This is a genomic window from Dyadobacter pollutisoli (assembly GCF_026625565.1).
GTDB classification, from domain to species: Bacteria; Bacteroidota; Bacteroidia; order Cytophagales; family Spirosomataceae; genus Dyadobacter; species Dyadobacter pollutisoli.
Genome location: NZ_CP112998.1, coordinates 396,295 through 416,513, shown reverse-complemented (window position 1 = coordinate 416,513; position 20,219 = coordinate 396,295). Strand labels below are relative to the sequence as shown.

At 46.8% G+C, this 20,219-nt stretch carries 14 protein-coding genes and 1 tRNA gene; 6 read left to right on the top strand and 9 right to left on the bottom strand.

Going from position 1 to position 20,219, the window contains the following annotated elements; translation table 11 throughout:
• Window positions 1-77: 77 nt before the first annotated feature.
• The 4 genes from ON006_RS01825 to ON006_RS01810 form a co-directional block, all read right to left on the bottom strand.
• Window positions 78-740, bottom strand: coding sequence for an ABC transporter ATP-binding protein (locus tag ON006_RS01825; RefSeq protein WP_244823406.1), 663 nt, complete (start codon window positions 738-740; stop codon window positions 78-80).
• Between the two features lie 79 nt (window positions 741-819).
• Complete coding sequence (locus ON006_RS01820; RefSeq protein ID WP_244823405.1) at window positions 820-2,274, bottom strand: TolC family protein; 1,455 nt, start codon at window positions 2,272-2,274, stop codon at window positions 820-822.
• Window positions 2,275-3,519: an efflux RND transporter periplasmic adaptor subunit gene (locus ON006_RS01815; RefSeq protein ID WP_244823404.1), complete on the bottom strand. Its 1,245-nt coding sequence runs from the start codon at window positions 3,517-3,519 to the stop codon at window positions 2,275-2,277.
• Window positions 3,520-3,697: 178 nt separating this feature from the next.
• Entirely contained in the window at window positions 3,698-4,984 is a 1,287-nt protein-coding gene (locus ON006_RS01810; RefSeq protein ID WP_255772999.1) for an asparagine synthetase B, read from the bottom strand.
• A 102-nt stretch (window positions 4,985-5,086) separates the two neighbouring features.
• On the opposite strand from ON006_RS01810, the gene ON006_RS01805 reads away from it, so the two are divergent.
• The 3 genes from ON006_RS01805 (at window position 5,087) to ON006_RS01795 (ending at window position 7,304) form a co-directional block, all read left to right on the top strand.
• A complete protein-coding gene (locus ON006_RS01805; protein ID WP_244823403.1) occupies window positions 5,087-6,331 on the top strand; it encodes an ABC transporter permease in 1,245 nt (414 codons plus the stop codon).
• A 116-nt stretch (window positions 6,332-6,447) separates the two neighbouring features.
• Window positions 6,448-6,531 (top strand) — tRNA-Leu (locus ON006_RS01800).
• A 353-nt stretch (window positions 6,532-6,884) separates the two neighbouring features.
• Window positions 6,885-7,304 carry an ester cyclase gene (locus tag ON006_RS01795; protein WP_244823402.1) on the top strand — a complete coding sequence of 140 codons (420 nt, stop codon included), beginning with the start codon at window positions 6,885-6,887 and terminating at the stop codon, window positions 7,302-7,304.
• A 331-nt stretch (window positions 7,305-7,635) separates the two neighbouring features.
• On the opposite strand, the gene ON006_RS01790 is transcribed toward ON006_RS01795, so the two are convergent.
• Window positions 7,636-8,412 (bottom strand): NUDIX hydrolase, encoded by a 777-nt coding sequence (locus tag ON006_RS01790; RefSeq protein WP_244823401.1) that lies wholly within the window; start codon window positions 8,410-8,412, stop codon window positions 7,636-7,638.
• Between the two features lie 156 nt (window positions 8,413-8,568).
• Between ON006_RS01790 and ON006_RS01785 the strand changes: the two genes are divergently transcribed.
• The 3 genes from ON006_RS01785 to ON006_RS01775 all read left to right on the top strand — a co-directional run bounded on the left by ON006_RS01785 (window position 8,569) and on the right by ON006_RS01775 (window position 12,547).
• Window positions 8,569-8,958: a hypothetical protein gene (locus ON006_RS01785; RefSeq protein ID WP_244823400.1), complete on the top strand. Its 390-nt coding sequence runs from the start codon at window positions 8,569-8,571 to the stop codon at window positions 8,956-8,958.
• A 165-nt stretch (window positions 8,959-9,123) separates the two neighbouring features.
• Complete coding sequence (locus ON006_RS01780; RefSeq protein WP_244823399.1) at window positions 9,124-11,598, top strand: glycoside hydrolase family 2 TIM barrel-domain containing protein; 2,475 nt, start codon at window positions 9,124-9,126, stop codon at window positions 11,596-11,598.
• Window positions 11,599-11,893: 295 nt separating this feature from the next.
• Window positions 11,894-12,547, top strand: a complete 654-nt coding sequence (locus ON006_RS01775) for a DUF3667 domain-containing protein (RefSeq protein ID WP_267609944.1) — start codon at window positions 11,894-11,896, stop codon at window positions 12,545-12,547.
• Between the two features lie 119 nt (window positions 12,548-12,666).
• Here ON006_RS01775 and ON006_RS01770 read toward each other — a convergent pair whose 3' ends face one another.
• The 4 genes from ON006_RS01770 to ON006_RS01755 all read right to left on the bottom strand — a co-directional run bounded on the left by ON006_RS01770 (window position 12,667) and on the right by ON006_RS01755 (window position 20,219).
• Window positions 12,667-14,142 carry an SLC13 family permease gene (locus tag ON006_RS01770; protein WP_244823397.1) on the bottom strand — a complete coding sequence of 492 codons (1,476 nt, stop codon included), beginning with the start codon at window positions 14,140-14,142 and terminating at the stop codon, window positions 12,667-12,669.
• 51 nt (window positions 14,143-14,193) lie between these two features.
• Window positions 14,194-15,837: a choline dehydrogenase gene (gene betA / locus ON006_RS01765; RefSeq protein WP_244823396.1), complete on the bottom strand. Its 1,644-nt coding sequence runs from the start codon at window positions 15,835-15,837 to the stop codon at window positions 14,194-14,196.
• Window positions 15,830-17,317: an amino acid permease gene (locus ON006_RS01760; protein WP_244823395.1), complete on the bottom strand. Its 1,488-nt coding sequence runs from the start codon at window positions 17,315-17,317 to the stop codon at window positions 15,830-15,832. The genes betA and ON006_RS01760 overlap by 8 nt, the downstream gene beginning before the upstream one ends.
• 211 nt (window positions 17,318-17,528) lie before the next feature.
• Window positions 17,529-20,219 (bottom strand): ABC transporter permease, encoded by a 2,691-nt coding sequence (locus ON006_RS01755; protein ID WP_255772998.1) that lies wholly within the window; start codon window positions 20,217-20,219, stop codon window positions 17,529-17,531.

Genomic DNA, 20,219 nt, shown 5'->3' with positions numbered 1-20,219 from the left:
ATGGTGAATGGATAAGTCATTGATCAGCAGTTAGCGTTCGATGGTCTAAATTCATTCAGTCATTCGCTCATTCAAAATTATAACACCTGCGTCCCATCAAACAGCCTGATCAGCCTGTGGGTACGTTTGGCCATCGCGTCATCGTGGGTCACCATCACGATGGTAGCGCCATCTGCATTCAGTTTCTCCAAAATACTCAGGATCTCGTTCCCCATCGCACTGTCCAGGTTACCGGTAGGTTCATCGGCCAAAATGATCTCCGGCTTTCCTACAATTGCCCTCGCAATGGCCACACGCTGCTTTTGCCCGCCCGACAATTGTTTCGGAAAATGCTTCATACGGTTGCTCAATCCCACTTTTTCCAATGCTTCCTGCGCAAGCTCCCTACGCTCTTTCGACGAAGTGCTACGATACAAAAGTGGAATTTCCACATTATCGATCACCGACAGGTCATTGATCAAATGGAAGCTCTGAAAAATGAAGCCTAGTTTCTGGTTTCGTAAATGTGCGAGCTCCTTGTCGCCGTATTTCTCAACCTTGCTGCCATCGATCTCAATATGACCTTTGGAAGGCTCATCGAGAAGCCCTATAATGTTCAGCAATGTGCTTTTGCCGCAACCGGAAGGCCCCATAATGGACACGAACTCGCCTTTTTTGACGTCCAGGTTAATGTTGTTGAGTGCAAGCGTTTCAATCGAGCTCGTCCGGTAAACTTTTTCTACGTTTTGTAATTTGATCATGGCGCTTTTTAATTTTGAATGATTGAATGAGTGAATGCGATGAATGTTTGACAGCCGAGTGCTGACCGCCGATTGCCTATTAATAACTTATCTTTTCATTTTTTTCAAAGTCGTATAATGTCAGGAGCCTGATGCTGTAATAAGACTGCCAGTAGTCTCGCAATGCCAGTATATAATCGCGGCGGGCAATGTCCTTTTCCTGCGTCGCAATGCCCAGATCGGTCACGCTCAGGTCACTCAGGATAAACCTTTCTTTGGCGATCTGATACCTTTCGGCGGCGATATTATCGGCCAGTTTCGTCAGTTTAATCTGCTTCTGCAACATTTGTAAAAGAGTTACCTGTGTGAAGATCTCCTGCTCAAAAGTAAGCTTGTCCTGCTCCACCGACTGTTGCGCAAACTCTTGATTAGCCCTGGCGACCTCCGTCCTGGCCTTGTTGCGTCCCCAGGTCATGATTGGCAAATTCAGCTGCAACTCTACAAATTCGCGGTCTTGCGGACTAATGTAAATATCGCCTGGCCGTGAACCCTGGTTCGATAATCCAAAAGTCGCAATCAAAGATGCGTTCAATCCGTTTTCTTTTTTTGCAAACTGTACATCCCGCTCAGCTTCAAGCAGCTTTCTGCGAAAACCAACTGCTGCGGAACGATTTGCAAAAGCCTCATCCAAAGCTATTTGAGTGTCGACAGCAAACTCTCTGGTCTCCATTGGAATTTCGAGTTCCAGCTCCCTTTCGTCTCTGGTACCCATGTATAATTTCAATTTCAGCGAAGCCACAGCCGCAGCCTGTTGCGCAGAAGCAAGGTCTTTTTGAGCGGTTAATAAGCCCATTTGAAGTTGCAGAAGATCATTTTGCGAGATTTTCCCCAATTCCAGTTTGTGCCCCGCGATCTTGTAAAGTGTGTCATTGTTGCTCCGGTTCTTCTCCGCAATCTGTAAATTGACCTGCGCTACCAGCAGTTCAAAATAATATCCTGTGGCGTCCAACGCTACCTGTTCCAGAGATTGCAGATATTGCTGATTACCCTCCTGGTATTTCAACGGCTGGATCTTACGGTCCCACTTCAAAGCATTAAACCTGAACAGTGGCTGTTTGAGGCCTATTTCAAAAGGGATACCATTGTAGCGCGTGTTATTTCTGGCAAAATCGTCAAATCGCTGAATTTGTTGCTGCACAGAAATGGTGCCGCCTGTGAGCGCAATGCTCTGGCTCAGTGACAGGCTGAGCAACGAATTATTGTATGAAACCGGCTGAAAAGAAATGGACCCATCCGGCTGAACGACTTCAATGTAGGACCTCGTAAAACCCGGCACCGTACCATTCAGACTTAATTGCGGCTTATAATCGGCCAGAAATGACCGGTACTGCCAGAAATTCGTCTTCTTTTGAGTTACGGCCTGTTTCGAAGCGATCGATTGCTCTTTGGCAAGGTCAACCACCTCGCGTAGCGCCAGTGTGCGTATCTGCGCGGAGACATTCAGGCTCGCGATCCATATAAAAAGCAGGGTGGAAAAGTATCTCATCATCGTCATTTATTGGATTGAAATCTCTTCCAGATGCTCATAACCATTCATATCCGTCACAATTACCTTCTCCCCGGTTTTTAACCCGCTCTTGATTTCGATAAAATCAAAATTGGAAAGGCCCGTTTCAACTTCGCGGCGGTAAGCAATCTTGTTTCGCAGAACATAAATGAACTGTTTTCGTTTTCCTGTGAATGCAGGCCCATTCGCCACACGCAGGGTACGCGAGCTTTTGTTAGTCACCACATACACCTCTACCTTCATATTAGGCCGCAGAGACTCATTTCTGGCATTATCCAGTTGAATGACAAAACTGATGACACCATCCTTCACTGCAGGCTTTACCTGGGTAATTGCCCCGCGTAGCAACACTTCATTCATTTTTACGATCACCGAAAGCCCTGTTTTGACCTGATCGGCATATACGTCCGAGCAGCTACCTTCAACACGGAAACTTCCCAGATCCGCCACCTTCGCCAGCATTTCTCCCTCATTCACCGACGATCCTATATTTTCGTTCACCCAGGTCAGTACACCCTTTCTATCAGCAACGATATCGGCCATTTTGAGCTTATGCTGTAATTCTTTAAGATTCTTGCCTTCGATTTGTGCGCCCAGTTCCGTTTCTTTCAAACTGGCACTCATTGATTCCCGGTTGTATTTCAGATCATTTTCAAGCTGCTTTTTTTCCAGCTCAGCGATTTTCAATGCATTTTCGGCACGGGTAATGTCCTCCACCGTTCCTCCCCCGACTTTCTGAAGACGTTTTGCATCTTCAAAATCCGCTTTCAGTTTATTGATGTTGAGGGACTTAATCCTGTCGTTAATTTCTGCATCATACAAATCTTTGTTAAGCCGCATTCTCAGCTGTTCAATGCTGTTCAGTTTCAGGTCAAGCTGGTCCTGATAACGCTCGGCTTCAATCTGGGTCAGCGATTTGTCAAGCTCCACGATGGGCTGGCCGGGCTGCACCCTCGTTCCGGGTGTTAGCAAAATCCTTTTAATGCTTGCCCGGATCGGGCTGGTAAAGATCTGTTCGTACGCCGGGATAATCTCCCCGGTGGCTGTCAATGTGTTTTCAACATCACCGATCTCGACGGTGGCTGTTCGGATTCTTGAACTTTCCAGCGTACTGCCCAGCGACCTCCTGAAAACGTACAGCGCTGCAACCACCCCTACAACCACCACAGTTATAATGATCCAGCGTCTGTTTCTGGTGCTTTTAATGTAATCCGGCGCGACTTCGCGATCCATTGTATTTTTGAGTTAGGAGGTAAATGATTTCATGGCTAATTCATACCATATAAATACATTATCATGCCAATACGCAACATATTGAAATACAAATGCTTAACTCAAATATAAAAACAAAAAACCGTGCGATGTCGCACGGTTTGTGTGGTTTGGAACAGTTAATGGATATGACCCTGCGCTAAGTTTTAAGCTTTTTCTTTTTAGCCGCAGGAAACAGGATATTATTGAGAATGAGACGATATCCGGCCGAATTGGGATGCAGGTTCAGGTCGGTAGGCTCCTCACCTACCCTATGCTGGTAATCCTCCGGGTCGTGACCTCCATAAAACGTAAAAAAGCCTTTTCCGTGTGTACTATGAATGTAACGCGCTTCTTTTGCAGACTTGTTTTCGGCAAGAATAATCACTTCCGGCTTGATCAGTCGGTTTTTGAATGCGGTGGTTTGCCCCAGAAAGCCTTTGATCATTGTTTTGTGATTTTGGGTCAGCATACTTGGAACAGGGTCCCATTTGGCAGAAAACTGAAACAATGAAAAAAAGTCGTTGGCTTCTGTCATCCCGCGTTCATCGGGCTGATTATCAATATCGGAAAACTCAATTTCGTAGGGATAGGGAAGCGTTTTAAAACCGGTAAAAGCAAATGTGTTGTCGTAATTAAGCTTGCCATTCGCAGTAGGATCGGCAGGCGTCCCGTCGTACATCGACTCCACAATATCCAGCCCGTCCGCAGCCAGTGCAATGTCGAATGTGTCGGTTGCATTGCACATGGCAAACATATATCCTCCGCCGCTCACGAATTCAGAGATTTTTTTTGCGACCGCAAGCTTCATTTGGGGGACATTGGCAAACTGGAATTTGTTCGCGGTTTCCTCCGCCTCACGTTTCTGCTCCCGGTACCATGGATAGTCTTTATATTGAAAAAACTTACCAAACTGACCCGTAAAGTCTTCATGATGCAAATGCAGCCAGTCGTACTCCGGCAACTTGCTATTAAGCACCTCTTCATCGTAAATTACATCGTAGGGAATCTCGGCGTAAGTGAGCACCAATGTTACGGCGTCATCCCACGGTAATTTCGATTTGGGTGAATAAACGGCGATTTTAGGCGCTTTTTGCAGTTTCACAGCATCCATATTCACATCCGGCGCATTGATCTGGCTTAGTATCTGTCCTGCCTGTCCCTCCGATATTACTTCAAAACTTACCCCACGCACCGTCATTTCAGACGCAAACTGCTGATTATAAGCTACCATAAAACTTCCGCCGCGGTAATTGAGTAACCAATCCATTTCCATTTCATAGGTTTTCAATATCCAGAATGAGATGCCGTACGCTTTCAAATGGTTTTTTTGGCTCTCATCCATGGGTATAAGAAGCCTGTTGGCCATACCATTCAGGGATACAGCAAAAAAAATGATAAGCGGGATAAACAGCCGTGTCACTGGTTTGATTCTTTCACGTTTCATGTGCAGCTTTACGTATTGTAATGATTAAATATATAAAGAATTTATACCGTTTCGCAATTCTAACGACAGAAAGCCCATTATGGTGCATAAGCAATACTTCATATGAATATTCGTGAAAATGTTGACGAAGGCCTGCGATCCATTCAGAGTAATCTGCTCAGGACGGTGCTTACAGCCATGATTATCGCCATCGGGATCACCTCACTGGTAGGGATCCTTACCGCCATCGAAGGCATTCAAAACTCAGTAAATGCAAGCTTTGCCGACCTTGGAGCTAATACATTTACCGTCAAAAACCGCGAGTACGACGACTGGCGTAACGACGGCCGGAAAAACAAACAATACCCGCCCGTCAACTACCGTCAGGCGCTGACATTTGCAAACAAATTCAAGGCTGATTACAATGCAACAGCTTCTCTTTCAGCGGGAATAGGCGGCGCTGTTCAGGTCAATTATTTTTCAAAAAAGACCAATCCCAACAGTAGTGTCATCGGTTCCGACGAACAATACCTGGGGATCAACGGATATAAAATTGCCCTCGGCCGTAACCTGGACCGCAATGACATGGAAAACTCTTTGAATGTCGCTGTTCTGGGTCAGGAAATCGCCCGTAAGCTTTTTGAGCGGATTGACCCGATCAACAAGGAAATCACCTTCATGGGCAGCAAATATAAAGTCGTTGGTGTGCTGCAAAAGAAAGGTTCGCTAGGCGGAAACAACGATTCCGACCGGATCATCCTAATTCCGTTGGAAAACGGCCGTGGGCTGGCTGCGAACCGTGCATTGACCTACAACATTACCGCATCAGCTCCCAACATTGCCGATGGCGACATGATCGTGGAAGAAGCCAGGGGTATCATGCGCCGGATCAGAAATGATGAACTGGGCAAGGAAGACTCATTTACGATAGACCGTGCCGATGAGATCGCCAAAGACTTCGCCAATGTGACCGGCTACCTGCGTATTGGCGGTTTTGGAATTGGTATCATTACATTATTGGGCGCATCCATTGCATTGATGAACATTATGCTGGTATCCGTTACGGAGCGTACCCGCGAGATCGGTATCCGCAAGTCGTTGGGTGCAACACCGAAAGTGATCCGTTTTCAGTTTTTGATCGAAGCGATTGTAGTGTGTATTATCGGCGGTGTCGGAGGGCTGTTCCTTGGCATTATTATCGGGAATGTTATTTCCAATTCCATCAGTTCAGGCAGCTCGTTCGTGATCCCGTGGCTGTGGATGGCGATGGGTATTGCGGTATGCGTGTTTGTGGGAGTACTTTCCGGTATTTATCCTGCCATCAAAGCTTCTCGGCTAGACCCTATCGAGGCATTGCGCTATGAATAAACAAGTTAGCTGCCGGCCACAATAAACATTAAAATTTTCATTAATTTTTTCAGGCAGGAAACTTGCTTAATCTGTTTTTCTGTCTACTTTTGCACTCCCAACAAGACAAGATCAATGCCCAGATGGCGGAATTGGTAGACGCGTTGGTCTCAAACACCAATGAGGTTACACTCGTGCCGGTTCGACTCCGGCTCTGGGTACAAAAGCCCTTCAACGCAAGTTGAGGGGCTTTTTTGTCCCTATCTTATCCCCTTCCCAACCCATGACACCAGCATGATGGTCCCAGATTGCATCCTACCTCGACGCTACACCGGAATTTCTCAGTAAAATCCGAAAAGATATCGCACGCAACGACTACCCCTTAAACTACATTAAGAGTATTTCTTAAGATTGTTTATGGGTCGGCGCGGGGTTAAGGGCGTAATTTTGCCAGTATTCAAAGACAAGCAGGGGCCTTTTTGTTCTTCAAAAAGGGCAGCAGTTACGGAAGACCTACTGCTACATGTTCAATAACCAAGAGTAGAACTGCTCTCGACCATAAAACACCATTAAGATGACAACAGACACAAACAACCGCACCATGCAGCGTTTTGTTACATTCATTAATTCTGCCAGCGAATCACTGGCCATAGAACTCATTTCCCCTGATGCAATATTTTATGTACCGGGCCAACCCGATCCTATGCAAGGCCCTGCCGGGTACCTTTCAATCATTGCCATGATGCGAAGCGGTTTTCCCGACATCCTGTGGACATTGGAGGATATGGTTTCTGATGGTGATAAAATTGCTGCCCGCTTCACGATGCGCGGTACACATCAGGGCACCTTTTTTGGTGTACCTGCAACAGGAAAATCTATCCAGGCGCAGGCAATTAATTTTTATCATCTTTCTGATGGCCGGTTTGTCAAGGAATATGGCCAGCCCGATATGCTTGCTATTATGGCCCAGATTGGAGCGGCACCTTCAAGTTAACCTAGAAAGTATTTCTCCCGCTAACCCCATGCCCTCCATGAAATCAGCCGTGTACAAAGAAGAAGAGTTTGGAAATAGTTTACAGTGATACCACCGAATTTTTGGCCAACTAAAAGCGGTTACATATAAAAATAGGTATAGCCCTCTTTAGTACATACAGCTGAGTTGGTCACATTCATTTCAATCTAAAACGCGCCGTTCAAATTCCGACGACCGTTTGACAAACACACGGCGTATAGCCATACTTATAAATTTGTAGGGATGGTGATATTTCCATCCGATTGTCAACGCTTGATCAATCCCGTCGACTATATCAACACGCTGATCCGGATTAATACGTATGGATAATTCCCTGAGTTAAGGCATGCTCATAAACTTCCTTCTCAAACTGATACAGATAGGGCGATCGATGCGCACCAATCGATCGCCGCTCCGACAATCGTTTAATCAGTCCCAGATTCACCAACTTTTTGCCAAAATTCCACGGGTCCAGCTTTTTGCCTAAAATGGTCTCATACAGCGAGTGGATTTCAGGTAGGGTAAATTTCTCAGGTAATAGGTTATACCCAATCGGCTGGTGATACATCTGGAGGCGAAGGGTAGCTAAGGCCTTTTCCACTACTTCGTTCTGGTCGAATAAAAGTTGTGGGATTTCCTTAACATCACACCACTGATAGGCTTCGGTAAAAAAGTCGGTGGTGACCGAAACCCGGGCGTAATCGACCAGGGCAAAATAAGCTATGGACAAGGTCCTCTCGAAAAACCAGTGCCCGCTGTCTACCTCCACTTCAAAGACATCCGCAATCTCCTCCACACTCCGCTCCCGGAGTCGGTAAGGCGAATCGCCAAACACATGAAACTGTTGAAGAAAGATATTGTCCAGACCGGTTCGCTCCCTTAAGATACGAAGGGCAGCCTGACTTAAGGGTTCTCGTCGCTGGATAAACCCGCCTGGCAACCCCCAACCATTAAGCCCTTTCCAGCGAAGAAGTAAAATTTTGAGTTGTTGATCGTGGTAGCCAAAGATCACTGAATCAATGCTTACATGTGACAGGTACTGTTTATGACCATTCTTTAGGAAGTCATCAAGTTCTTCTCGGGAGTTCATAGTTCAAAACTAAAAAAATTATTCAGTAAATTTTACAGAATACAAAAAAGTCTCATTACCTTTATTCAGTAAAATTTACATAATAAAGAGAATAGCTCTTTATTATCATCACGCCAGTTCTTTTAGCTTTCGTATTACGTTTAATTAATCAGCATTATGAAAAAAACTAGTTTATTCTTGTTCATTATTTTGCTGGGAATGGCTTTTGAAAGCTACTCCCAAACGGCGGCCGCAACGCCAGCGTCAACTGATTTTTTTGCCGGTAACTGGGAAATTACCATTTTTGGCACGCCCGATGGAGATGCTAAAATGATAGCCGAGCTTATTCGTAAAGACGGTAAACTGACAGGCGAATTAAAAGACCCGGCAGGTACCCGGCCTGCTGTCCCCCTCAGCAAGGTGGAGGAAGGAAACGAAAATATTTTGCTCTATTTCGTCGCCGAGCAAGCAGGCGAAATATCCATTGAGTTGACAAAGGTGGATAGTGACCACTTGAAAGGGCAGCTAATGAGCATGTTTGACGCCACCGCCCTCCGGGTCAAATAGTAAAAGTCACTCAAAACCTAGACTCACCATCAACGAAATGAGTTTCGGTGGTCATGGGCAGCGATGCTAAATTCCTGGATTGACTTTATCGCTTACCCCACGGCAAGTGACCCAATTCATTCAAAAGAAAATGAAGGCCCTTGGTATGCCTTAACCCCTATATCCATGAACAAATTAATTGGTTTGGTACTCACTTTTTTAGCTCTGCTCGTTGCAGTTGCGACCCATGGGCAGGATTCCAAAGCTGTGCTGTTTGACGCCGGTTGGCGCTTTCAACAGGGTCATCTGTCCGGAGCAGAGCAGCCGACGTATAAGGATACTCGTTGGAGAAAGCTTGATCTGCCTCATGACTGGAGCATTGAAGACCTGCCCGGTCAGCTTCCCGACAGTATCGTAGGCCCTTTTCATAAAGGAGCCATATCGGGACGTGATGGGGGCTTTTTAGTGGGGGGTACGGCTTGGTATCGTAAGCATTTTAAGCTGGATAAGGCGTCAGCCAACGGTAAAGTCTTTATTCAATTTGATGGAGTGTATATGAATGCCGATGTGTGGATTAACGGGCATCATCTGGGCAATCATCCTAACGGGTACACAACGTTTCAATATGAACTAACCCCCTACCTGCACCCCTCGGGCAGCGATAATGTCATCGCCGTTGAAGTAAAAAATGAAGGGCTCAACAGCCGGTGGTATTCTGGGTCGGGCATTTACCGGCATGTCTGGTTAACCACGCTCAACCCGTTGCATATTGACCGGTGGAGTACTTTTATTACCACGCCATCGGTTTCTGATCAGCTAGCCACGGTCTCTCTGGAAGCCACCATCCAGAATCCGTCAAAAGGAACCTTTACTGTCGTAACCGAACTCTATTCCCCTTCTGGGAAACTTGCCGGAACCGCTCAGCAAACCGTGAGGGCATCTGGGCCGGACAATATCCCCGTTTCTGAAAGTATTTCGATTAGCAATCCGGCGGTTTGGTCGGTGGAGAAACCCCAATTATACCGTGCCAGGATGCAAATCCGACAAGGGGGTAAACTCATGGATGAGACGAGCACGCCTTTTGGCATCCGCACCATTCACATAGATGCGCAAACCGGTTTTAGCTTAAATGGCCGGCCAATTAAACTAAAGGGCGGATGCATTCACCATGATAACGGACCGCTTGGGGCAGCCGCTATCGACCGGGCGGAGGAACGTAAAATCGAATTGCTCAAGAAGCAGGGATACAACGCCGTGCGCACGAGCCACAACCCACCCTCACCTGCGCTTCTGGAGGCCTGCGACCGGCTAGGTATGCTGGTGATCAATGAAGCCTTTGATATGTGGGTCCAACCCAAAACACCCCAGGACTATCATCTCTATTTTAAAGAGTGGTGGTTAAAAGACCTTGAGTCCATGGTGCTTCGCGACCGCAATCATCCATCCATTATTATGTGGAGCATCGGTAATGAAATACCCGAAGCCGCAGATACATCGGGCTATGATCTCAGCAAACAGCTTGCCAATGCGGTGCGTCGCCTGGATGCCACGCGCCCGGTGACAATAGCGACCCCACTTTTTATCACGCTTGGCAAAAAGGGGAAAACATGGGATGATACCGCCCCCTCGTTTGCGAATGTCGACGTGGCCGGCTACAACTATGCGTATTTGAAATATGAATCGGATCACAAGAAATTTCCGGATCGGGTGATGTATGCTTCGGAATACTTTCCCACAAAAGGCATCGATAACTGGTTAAAAGTGGAAGCGCTGCCTTACGTGATCGGCACGTTCAGTTGGACGTCCATGGATTATCTTGGAGAAGCGGGCCTTGGGGCACCAAGATTAGTTAAACCCAAACCCAAAGATGGTACGGGAAGTACATTATTTGGCGATCCTAATCTGTTTCTGAAGCCTTCCTGGCCCATTTTCAACGCCTACACGGGTGAACTGGACCTGATTGGCCATAAAAAGGTGAACGCGTATTATTTAGATGTTGTCTGGAAAAAAAGTGCGGTTGAAGTACTGGTTCACCGGCCCATTCCGGACGGGTACAACGAAGCAAACTTCTATTATAACTTTCCAGACCAGCTAAAAAGCTGGAGCTTTCCCGGGCAGGAAGGCAAAAAGATGCCCGTCTTCGTCTATTCAAGAGCCCAAAGAGTAACCCTTGAACTGAACGGGCAGGTAGTTGGTGAACAAAGCCTATCCCCCAATTCCATCACCGCCGTCTTTGAGGTGCCCTATCAACCCGGAATACTACTGGCCAAAAGTTACACGGACGGTCAGCAAACAGGCGTTGATACACTTCGAACGGTCAGAAAACCGGTTGCCATTCGGTTAACTGCGGACCGACCTACCATTCACGCGAAACCGGGTGATTTGGCCTATGTCAATGTCGACATCGTCGATGAAGCGGGGAACGTAGTACCGTATGTGGACGATTTGCTCATTCACTATAAGGTTGAGGGAAAAGGCAAGCTAGCCGGGGCCGCTAATGGCAATCCGGCCGATGCATCCAGTTTTCAGCAGCCCCAGAAGAGGGTTTTTCAGGGCCGGGGCCTAGTGATTATTCAACCCGCCGACACCGCCGGGACAATTACTTTAACCGCTCATGCCGATGGGCTACCCGCATCATCCATCGTTATCACAACCCGGTAGCTTACTGTATCTTTTGATACCTGGACCTGCCGGCATATCATGCGTTTTAGATAATGTAATATTTCCAGCCTGGCTTCGTCATCAAGCGCAAGCCATTTATCAATAAATGGACAAAATATTGTAAATTTACCAGGAAGCAAAACAATGTATTACTACAGAAATGGCTAAGGCCCCAATAGAATCCGCTCTTAGGTCAACATCCATCATCTGCAAAAATTGCAATAACGAAGTTGTAGGCAACTTTTGCGGTAGCTGCGGGCAATCCGCCAAAACGGACAGAATAAACATGCATGTTGTGTTGCACGACTTGCAACATGGCCTGTTTCACTTTGATAAAGGGATTTTCTATACTACAAAGCAGCTGCTAAACAAGCCCGGTCACACAATCCGAGAATATCTTGAGGGCAAAAGAATAAGGCATTTGCAACCATTTTCATTCGTTATCGTACTTGCCACATTTTATGGTTTGCTATATCACTATCTAATTTTTAAACATTCCAGTTCCTGGCTACCGAAGCCAAACGATGACATCACAAGGGCATCGGGGAAAATTATTACTTGGATCACTGAGCATTTTGCTTTTAACATCCTTATTTTTACCCTGACAACCACCGTGGTCTCGTACGTTGTCTTCAAAAAGCAAAAATATAATCTTGCGGAACACTTTACGTTAAACACTTTTTCGTTAGGATTATTTACAGTTATTAGCCTATTTCTCTTTCCCATTGCTTACATCTTTGACCGTGCCGCAACACTTCAGTATGGCATCATTCAACAAGCAATACTGTTAGTCATCATGTGCTGGTCTTATGCCCAGTTTTTCAACAATTGCTCGCGATCAAAAATCATTGGCCTTACCATAGTAGCCTTTGTTGCTGTTTCCATTGTCAATTTGAGTATTGGCTTTTTTGCAGTATGGGTGCTTAGGCATCTGACTGGTGGATTATAGATAATAGGTTCTAGCTAGGTCTCGATTCCGTTTCGGATTGGATTTGAAGCAAGGAAACTACTTTCATACGCTTACGCGAAATAACATCAAACCGCGCATTTTTCCTGTAATCCCTTTTTTCAGTCCCAAATAATCACCCGGATTACCAAAGACGCCACCGTAATAATCACAATGCCCGCAACATCAAGCACCAACCCTGCATTGCGCATGTCAGCCGCACGGATGCGTCCGCTTCCAAACACAATGGTATTAGGCGGGGTTGCCACGGGAAGCATAAACCCGAGCGACGCAGCCATTGTGGCAGGCACCATCAGCATTAATGGGGGCAGGCCGGTTACTTTTTGAATGGCTATTAAAATGGGTAGCACCAATTGTATACAGGCGACATTGGAAGCAAGTTCGCTGATGATACAAATGATAACGCACATGCCAGCGATAACAAAAACCGGGGACGCATCCTTTAAAAAAAGCAGTTCTTGTGCCAGCCAAGTGCTTAGCCCCGACTGATCGCAGCCTTTTGCCAAAGCAAAACCACTGCCCAGCAATAGGATAATGCCTATCGGAAGTTTCTTCGCTTCTTCCCAGCTCATCAGCATCTTTCCTTTCTCATTTTTCGAGGGGATTAGAAATAGTAAAATTGGCATGACAATAGCCACCGTGCTATCCGTAATATACGATGCACGCGTACCTAAAAGACGGCTCCAACCTTTTAAATGAAAAGATCCAAAATCAATATCCTTTCGGCCAAACCATAAGTATGCGGTAATAACAAAAACCGCAAATACGATCTTTTCTTCAAAGGCCATTTTGCCCAATTGCCGTAGGGAAGCAACAAAGTAACTGCGGTCGAACACAACATTTTTGGCCTGGCGGAGAAATGTGAATTTAAGAATGAAAAACGCCGCGGCCAGCAGCATTACTGCAACCGGAAAAGCCAGGACAAACCAACTGACAAAGTTCATGTCGCCGGCATCTTTGTAAGCATCTAAGTAGATTTTATAGAATGCAAGATTAGTGGCCGTTCCCACCAACGTGGACATGCCGCCGATGGAAGCCGCGTATGCAAGCCCCAACAGCATTGCCTTGGCGATCCCATTTTTCTGAGCAGTAGATATGTCGTGTTTTTCAACCTGAACGATAATGCCCAACACCGCGGACAGCATCATCATAACAGTAGCCGTATTGGACACCCACATTGAAATGAAAAAAGTAGCGACCATCACGCCCCCAAGCATAGTGGCCGGATTGGCTCCGAGTTTCGACAAAATGGACAATGCAATCCGCTGATGCAAGTTCCACCGTTCAATAGCGAAAGCCAGTAGCACGCCTCCGATGAATAAAAAAATGGTTTGATCCATATATTGCGCCGCCACCGTCTGCGAATCGGCTATGCCCAGTATCGGCATTAGTATGAAAGGCAGTAAGGCCGTCACGGCGAGGTCAGTTGCTTCGGTGAGCCACCAAATGGCCACCCACACGGTTACCGCGGCCATGCTGGTCACTTCGGGATGTCCGGGGTTTAAGTCAGCAAAAAATAGGACAAGAAAAAACGCAGCCGGTCCGGCAAGCAGCGCAGCAAATTGGGCAGGTTTCAAGGAGTTTCAGTTAAGAGTACCAAAGGAGGTAAGTAATGTTGTTGCTATGTATTAAGGCTTTTTATAAAAATCAGTTTTTTCCGGTGCGAGCGGCTGCTTACCTAAAATGATGTCGGCCGCCTTTTCGGCAATCATCATAATGGGTGCATACAGGTTGCCATTGGTTATATACGGCATCACACTGCCATCCACGACCCGTAAACCTTCAAGGCCATGCACCCGCAGCGTGAGCGGATCCACCACAGACATGCTATCCGTACCCATGCGACAAGTGCAGGATGGATGCAGGGCAGTTTCAGCATCACGTCTGACCCAATCCAGTATTTCCTGATCGGTCTCCACACTTGGGCCGGGAGAGAGCTCGCCGCCATTAAATTCGCCCAGTGCTGACTGATTCAAGATTTTACGGGCACAACGGATCGCCTCCACCCACTCCTTCCGATCCTTTTCCGTAGACAAATAGTTAAATCGAATGGCTGGTTTTTCTTTCGGATCCGACGACTTAATCAGTACAGATCCCCGGGCATCCGAATTCATCGGGCCTACATGCACCTGATAGCCATGACCGCCTGAGGGAGAACTGCCATCGTACCGGATCGCCACAGGCAGAAAATGAAATTGAAGGTTAGGGTAAGCAACGGTTTCATTGCTTCTTATAAATCCGCCTCCCTCAAAATGATTGGTCGACGCGGGCCCTTTGCGAAACAGCATCCATTGCAAACCAACCCGGGGTTTATTATACCATTTCAGCGCCGGGTATACGCTCACCGGCTTTTTGCAGGCATATTGGATATACACTTCAAGATGGTCCTGCAAATTCTGGCCCACACCGGGCAGGTCGTGCAGCACATTGACTCCCGCCGCCTTCAATGTTTCAGGGTTTCCTATTCCCGATAATTGAAGCACCTGAGGAGAATTGATGGCACCTCCGCAGCAAATAATTTCCGCTGCGTTAACCTTGTTCAAAGTATTTCCTTTCAAAAACTCTACACCCACGGCGCGCTTTCCCGAGAACAGGATTTTGGTCGTGAGCGCATCACAGATCACTTCAAGGTTTTTACGTTTTCCCAAAACAGGGTGCAAATATGCATCGGAGGCAGACCAGCGCTTTCCGTTTTTGATATTACGGTCGAACTTTCCAAAACCTTCCTGCTGGAATCCATTCACATCATCGGTTAGCGGGTATCCTGCTTGTTTGGCCGAATCAAAAAATGCTTGAAACAGCGGGTTTGTAGCCGGGCCGGTTTCGAGATGCAGTGGCCCGTCGCCTCCACGCCAGCCATTGACTCCGGCGGTCCTGTTTTCGGACTTTTTGAAATATGGCAGGCAATGAGCATAGTCCCATGACTCCATTCCCGGGTCCTTTGCCCACTTTTCATAATCCATTGGATTACCCCGAATGAAGATCATTCCGTTAATGGAGCTGGAACCTCCCAACAATTTTCCACGTGCGTGATACACCTGCCGGTTATTCATAAACGGCTCAGGCTCCGATTGGTATTGCCAGTCGTAAAATCTGCTGCCGATCGGATAGGTCAGGGCTGCTGGCATGTGAATAAAAATATCCCACCAGGCATCTGTTCTTCCCGCCTCAATGACCAATACTTTATGGTCAGGATCTTCACTTAACCGGTTTGCCAGCACACAACCTGCCGACCCACCTCCAATAATGATCGTGTCAAAATTTTTATCCATTGTCTTTTAATGACTTATAGTAATAAATACAAATTCCGATCACGATTAAACCAGCCGTGTACATCCATGCCGAATACTGGTGATACCATTCCAAACCATACGTTTCAGTCCGTGGCCACGACACATTGACCACCATAAATGTGCTCCAAACGAGTGCGAGAATATTAATTGGTACTCCCCATTTGCCCAAATCAAATCTGGCGGTAGTATCGCTGTCATCACGGGCAGGCACTAATCTGTTTTTAAGTTGAAGAGCAACAACAATCCAGTAGGCCAGATTGGCCCAGAGTATGGCAATTGAAGTTACCAATGCGAATACATTGGGAAATTGAATGGTCACTGCCAACACAATGATCGCTCCCAAACCACAAATGAGCGTCGCCAGCACAGGCGTTTGTGTTTTTAAGGAAACCGCTGATAAAGACTTGCTGAAAGGCAGATAACCATCACGGCCCATAGCATACATCAATCTGACAGCCCCGGAATGAACGGCCAAAGTGCACACAGTGATGGCAAAAATAACGCAGCAAAGAAAAAGGCTTCCCGTAGTTTCCCCCAGGACCGATTTGACCAAACCGGGTAACCCTCCGCGAATATTTCCCAGATCCGGCATATTAAAATCCGGCACTGCCATCAGCGCAAAAAGTAATACGAGTAATCCCGCAGTGCCTGCCGCTAGCAGAGCCTGTAAAATGGCGCGGGGTGCTTTTGTACGCGGGTCATGCGTTTCTTCGGCCAATGTTCCGGCAGTATCAAAACCGTACAGCACATAAGAGGCTGTCAATGCGGTGGCTGCCAAAAAAATCTTCAAATCAGGAAAAGAGCCACCCACAGATTTGATTTGGCCCATGTGAAGAACCGCCTCGACCGGAGATCTTACCCGGTTTAGAAAAAGCAGAATAATTAAAAGTACAATCCCAATCAGTTCCGCAACCGCACCAATATTATTAATCAGCACCATCAGCTTAATACCTCTGGCATTAATTAGGGTACTGGTAACAATTAGAATAGATCCCAGTAAAATGCCGTTGATCGCAACCGATTCTGCATTGTCAGACGTTCCAATTACCTGAAAAGCACTTGAAATCTGCGGCAAGCTAACTTGAAGTGCCATCGCCACGGCAGCAAGGGTAACAATGAGGCAAGCCAGATAAATCCAGCCTGTCATCCATCCCAAGAACGGATTGCCTGTAAATTTCGCCCATTGATAAACCCCACCAGACAACGGAAACCGGGAAGCCAGTTCCGCAAAGCAAAGCGCCACCATCAACTGACCCACGAGCACAAACGGCCAGGTCCAAAAAAATCCGGGACCGGCAACGCCGTAACCCATATGGAACATTTGGAAAAGCCCCGTAAGAATAGAAATGTAAGAGAAACCGGCAGCAAAACTGGAAAAGCTGCCCATCGAGCGTTTTAATTCCTGCCGATAGCCAAAATTGGCCAGATCGGTCTTATCGTCAGCTCGGTAATCCTTCATGTTGAGTTGGGGGTTTAGCTGACTTATCAGTATATCTAAAATGGCGTATCGCCTGATATATACTTGACAGCTAGCCCGATTTGTGAATCTTTACCAAACTTGTACGTGATGCTAGGGTTGTAATCCTTTCATTTAGTCCAACCCAAAAGATCGCCGCTCGCTTCTCGTCAAGAACCTCTACCATGACCGGCACCAGCCCGTGCCTAATTTGCTATTCACTTCGTAGACTTTTAACAGGATTCATCAACGCGGCTTTGATACTCTGAAAACTAACCGTCAGTAAGGCAATCCCAACAGTCACCAAACCTGCCAGGGCAAAAATCGACCAGTCAACCGTCACCTTATAAGCAAATTCCCGTAGCCATTGATTAATGCCCCACCAGGCAACGGGCGAAGCCAGGATCAGCGCTATCAGGATAGGCTTGAGAAAGTCTCTCGAAAGTAAGGCAAGGACACTGGTGACGGATGCACCTAATACTTTGCGGACGCCAATCTCTTTGGTACGTTGCTCGGCGGTATAGGTAGTCAATCCGAATAACCCTAAACAGGCGATGAAAATCGTCAGGCTTGAAAAGAGTGTCAACACCTGCTCTGTTTTTTGTTCGCTGATATATACCTGCTCAAACCGGTCATCCAAAAACGAATAAGAAAAGGGGGCCGCAGGCGCAAATGACTCCCACTGCTGCTTCATTGAAGCGAGCAACTGAGGAAGTTTATCCGTACGTGTTTTGACTAAAATATTACCCGAATTTCCGCCCAGGAACATCACCAGAGGGCCGATTTTCTGCCGGAGGGATTCAAAATGGAAGTCTTTCACAACACCGATAACCCGGTAATAGGTTTTTACACCGTTGTCATCTGTGTGACCGATCAGCTCTTTTCCAATCGGATTTTGCTGCCAACCTAATGCCTTGACTGCTGTTTCATTCAGAACGACAGCAGAGGCATCAGTTTGGAATTTTTTTGAAAAATTACGTCCCTGTATCATCCGCATTCCCAATGTCGGAATGTACTCGGGGTCGACGAAATAGAATCGGCTCATAACACCTTGATCCGGATTTTCTTTGGACATGACAGTAGTGTTGTCCATAACAGAATTCCCCACCGGCACCTGGCCTGAAATGCTCCCCATGATAACGTGCGGAGACTGGATAATCTGGTCGCGGAATACAGCTTCGTTATTGCGAAGCATGTTTGTATTTTGGATGACCAGCACTTGTTCGCGATCAAAACCTACTTTCTGGCTTTGCATGTAACGTAGCTGTCGGTCTGCCGTAACGGTGGCGATGATCATCGCAATGGTGACAAAAAATTGAAATACTACCAAACCGCTTCTCAGGTTAAAGCTCCCGCGTGTGGCCATAATACGTCCTTTCAAGACTGATACAGGCTTAAATGAGGACAGGTAAAAAGCCGGGTAACTGCCGGCCAGCAGGCCCACTAAAACAGTACCCACAACCAAACCAGCCGCTATCACCGGCTTGGCCAATAAATTGACTGAAAGTGCTTTGCCCGTCAGCTCATTAAAGAATGGTAACGCCAATGTCACAAGGACCAATCCGACCACAAGCGCCACCGTCGCCAGCAAAAGCGATTCAATCAGGAACTGTTGCCGCAATTGTCCTTTTACTGAGCCCAGCACTTTACGTACCCCTACCTCGCGCGATCGCCGGACTGCGGTTGCTGTTGACAGGTTCATAAAGTTCACACAGGCGATCAGCAACATAAAGGCGGCAATGGCGGTGAGAATATATACGTACATAATATTTCCCCCCGAGCCTGTTTCGGTTCTGGAATATAAATGGATGTCGGTGAGCGGTTCCAGAAAAACCCCGAAATCGTCACCTTTTTCGCGAAACTGTTTGGGGGTGAGTTTCAGAAATTGCTGTATTTCACCCCCAATCTGTTTTTCGGCGAGCCGGGAAATTTTAGATTCTAGCTGTTTATAATCATATTTCTCGGGGAGAAGCAAATATGTATGATAGTTCATTCTGTATAGCCACCCTGCATCACTTGGATTTTGGTCGTCACCGGCAAGCGAAACCAACATGTTGTACTGAAAATGTGAGTTCGGCGGTACATTCCGCACTATGCCTGTTATCCGGTAGGGCGTCTTTTCACTACCAAATGATAATACCTTTCCAACCGGATCCTGATTGCCGAAATATTTTCGGGCGGTCTCCTCCGTCAATATCACGGTGTTAGGCTCTGTCAATGCCCGCCCGGGATCACCTTTCAAAAAGGGAATGGTGAATACAGCAAAAAATGAGGAGTCAGCAACCAGCAGCTTATCTTCTTTAAATGACGTTGTTCCATAGCTAACAAACTCGCTACCCTGTCCCCTGAAACGCGTTGCTTTTACTACTTCCGGAAATTCCTGTTGTAAATCGCGAGCAGCGTTTATGCCAAGCATAGAACCGCCAACATCCTTACCATTGAGCTGCAATTTGAGTCCGACCCGTACAATCCGGTCCGCTTTTTCATTGTTACGGTCGTAGGATAGCTCATCCTGCACATAAAGCATGATCAGAATGCAGGTTGCTAATCCGATGGCTAAACCAATTATGTTAATGCTGGTTGAGACTTTTTGTCTCCTTAGATTGCGAAGTGCAATTTTCAAATAATTTCGTATCATATCATGGCTATAAATGGGAGCGAGCTGTCCCGTGGTTGAAGAATATTCGTTTTTTTGTCTTTTGATAAATGCCGGACGCAGATAAGCCAGAGATTCCAGCCAGTATCTCCTCCTGGCCTTTGAAACTCCCTGATTATGAACCCGTCGCACATAACGCTCCTGCAAATTACCCAGTATCTCTTCCCGCAGGTGCGGAGCAATCAGCATTGCTATTAGGCTGGTAAAATACCGAGGTGGCCGATCTGGTCTTCGCTCTTCTGATTTCAT

Excerpts from the sequence above, each read along its gene's own strand:
- ON006_RS01755 (WP_255772998.1), bottom strand. The coding sequence starts at position 20,219 with ATGAAATCAGAAGAGCGAAGACCAGATCGGCCACCTCGGTATTTTACC.
- betA (WP_244823396.1), bottom strand. The coding sequence starts at position 15,837 with ATGGATAAAAATTTTGACACGATCATTATTGGAGGTGGGTCGGCAGGT.
- ON006_RS01795 (WP_244823402.1), top strand. The coding sequence starts at position 6,885 with ATGACAACAGACACAAACAACCGCACCATGCAGCGTTTTGTTACATTC.
- ON006_RS01780 (WP_244823399.1), top strand. The coding sequence starts at position 9,124 with ATGAACAAATTAATTGGTTTGGTACTCACTTTTTTAGCTCTGCTCGTT.
- ON006_RS01825 (WP_244823406.1), bottom strand. The coding sequence starts at position 740 with ATGATCAAATTACAAAACGTAGAAAAAGTTTACCGGACGAGCTCGATT.
- ON006_RS01810 (WP_255772999.1), bottom strand. The coding sequence starts at position 4,984 with ATGAAACGTGAAAGAATCAAACCAGTGACACGGCTGTTTATCCCGCTT.
- ON006_RS01805 (WP_244823403.1), top strand. The coding sequence starts at position 5,087 with ATGAATATTCGTGAAAATGTTGACGAAGGCCTGCGATCCATTCAGAGT.
- ON006_RS01820 (WP_244823405.1), bottom strand. The coding sequence starts at position 2,274 with ATGACGATGATGAGATACTTTTCCACCCTGCTTTTTATATGGATCGCG.
- ON006_RS01760 (WP_244823395.1), bottom strand. The coding sequence starts at position 17,317 with ATGAAGGATTACCGAGCTGACGATAAGACCGATCTGGCCAATTTTGGC.
- ON006_RS01790 (WP_244823401.1), bottom strand. The coding sequence starts at position 8,412 with ATGAACTCCCGAGAAGAACTTGATGACTTCCTAAAGAATGGTCATAAA.
- ON006_RS01785 (WP_244823400.1), top strand. The coding sequence starts at position 8,569 with ATGAAAAAAACTAGTTTATTCTTGTTCATTATTTTGCTGGGAATGGCT.
- ON006_RS01815 (WP_244823404.1), bottom strand. The coding sequence starts at position 3,519 with ATGGATCGCGAAGTCGCGCCGGATTACATTAAAAGCACCAGAAACAGA.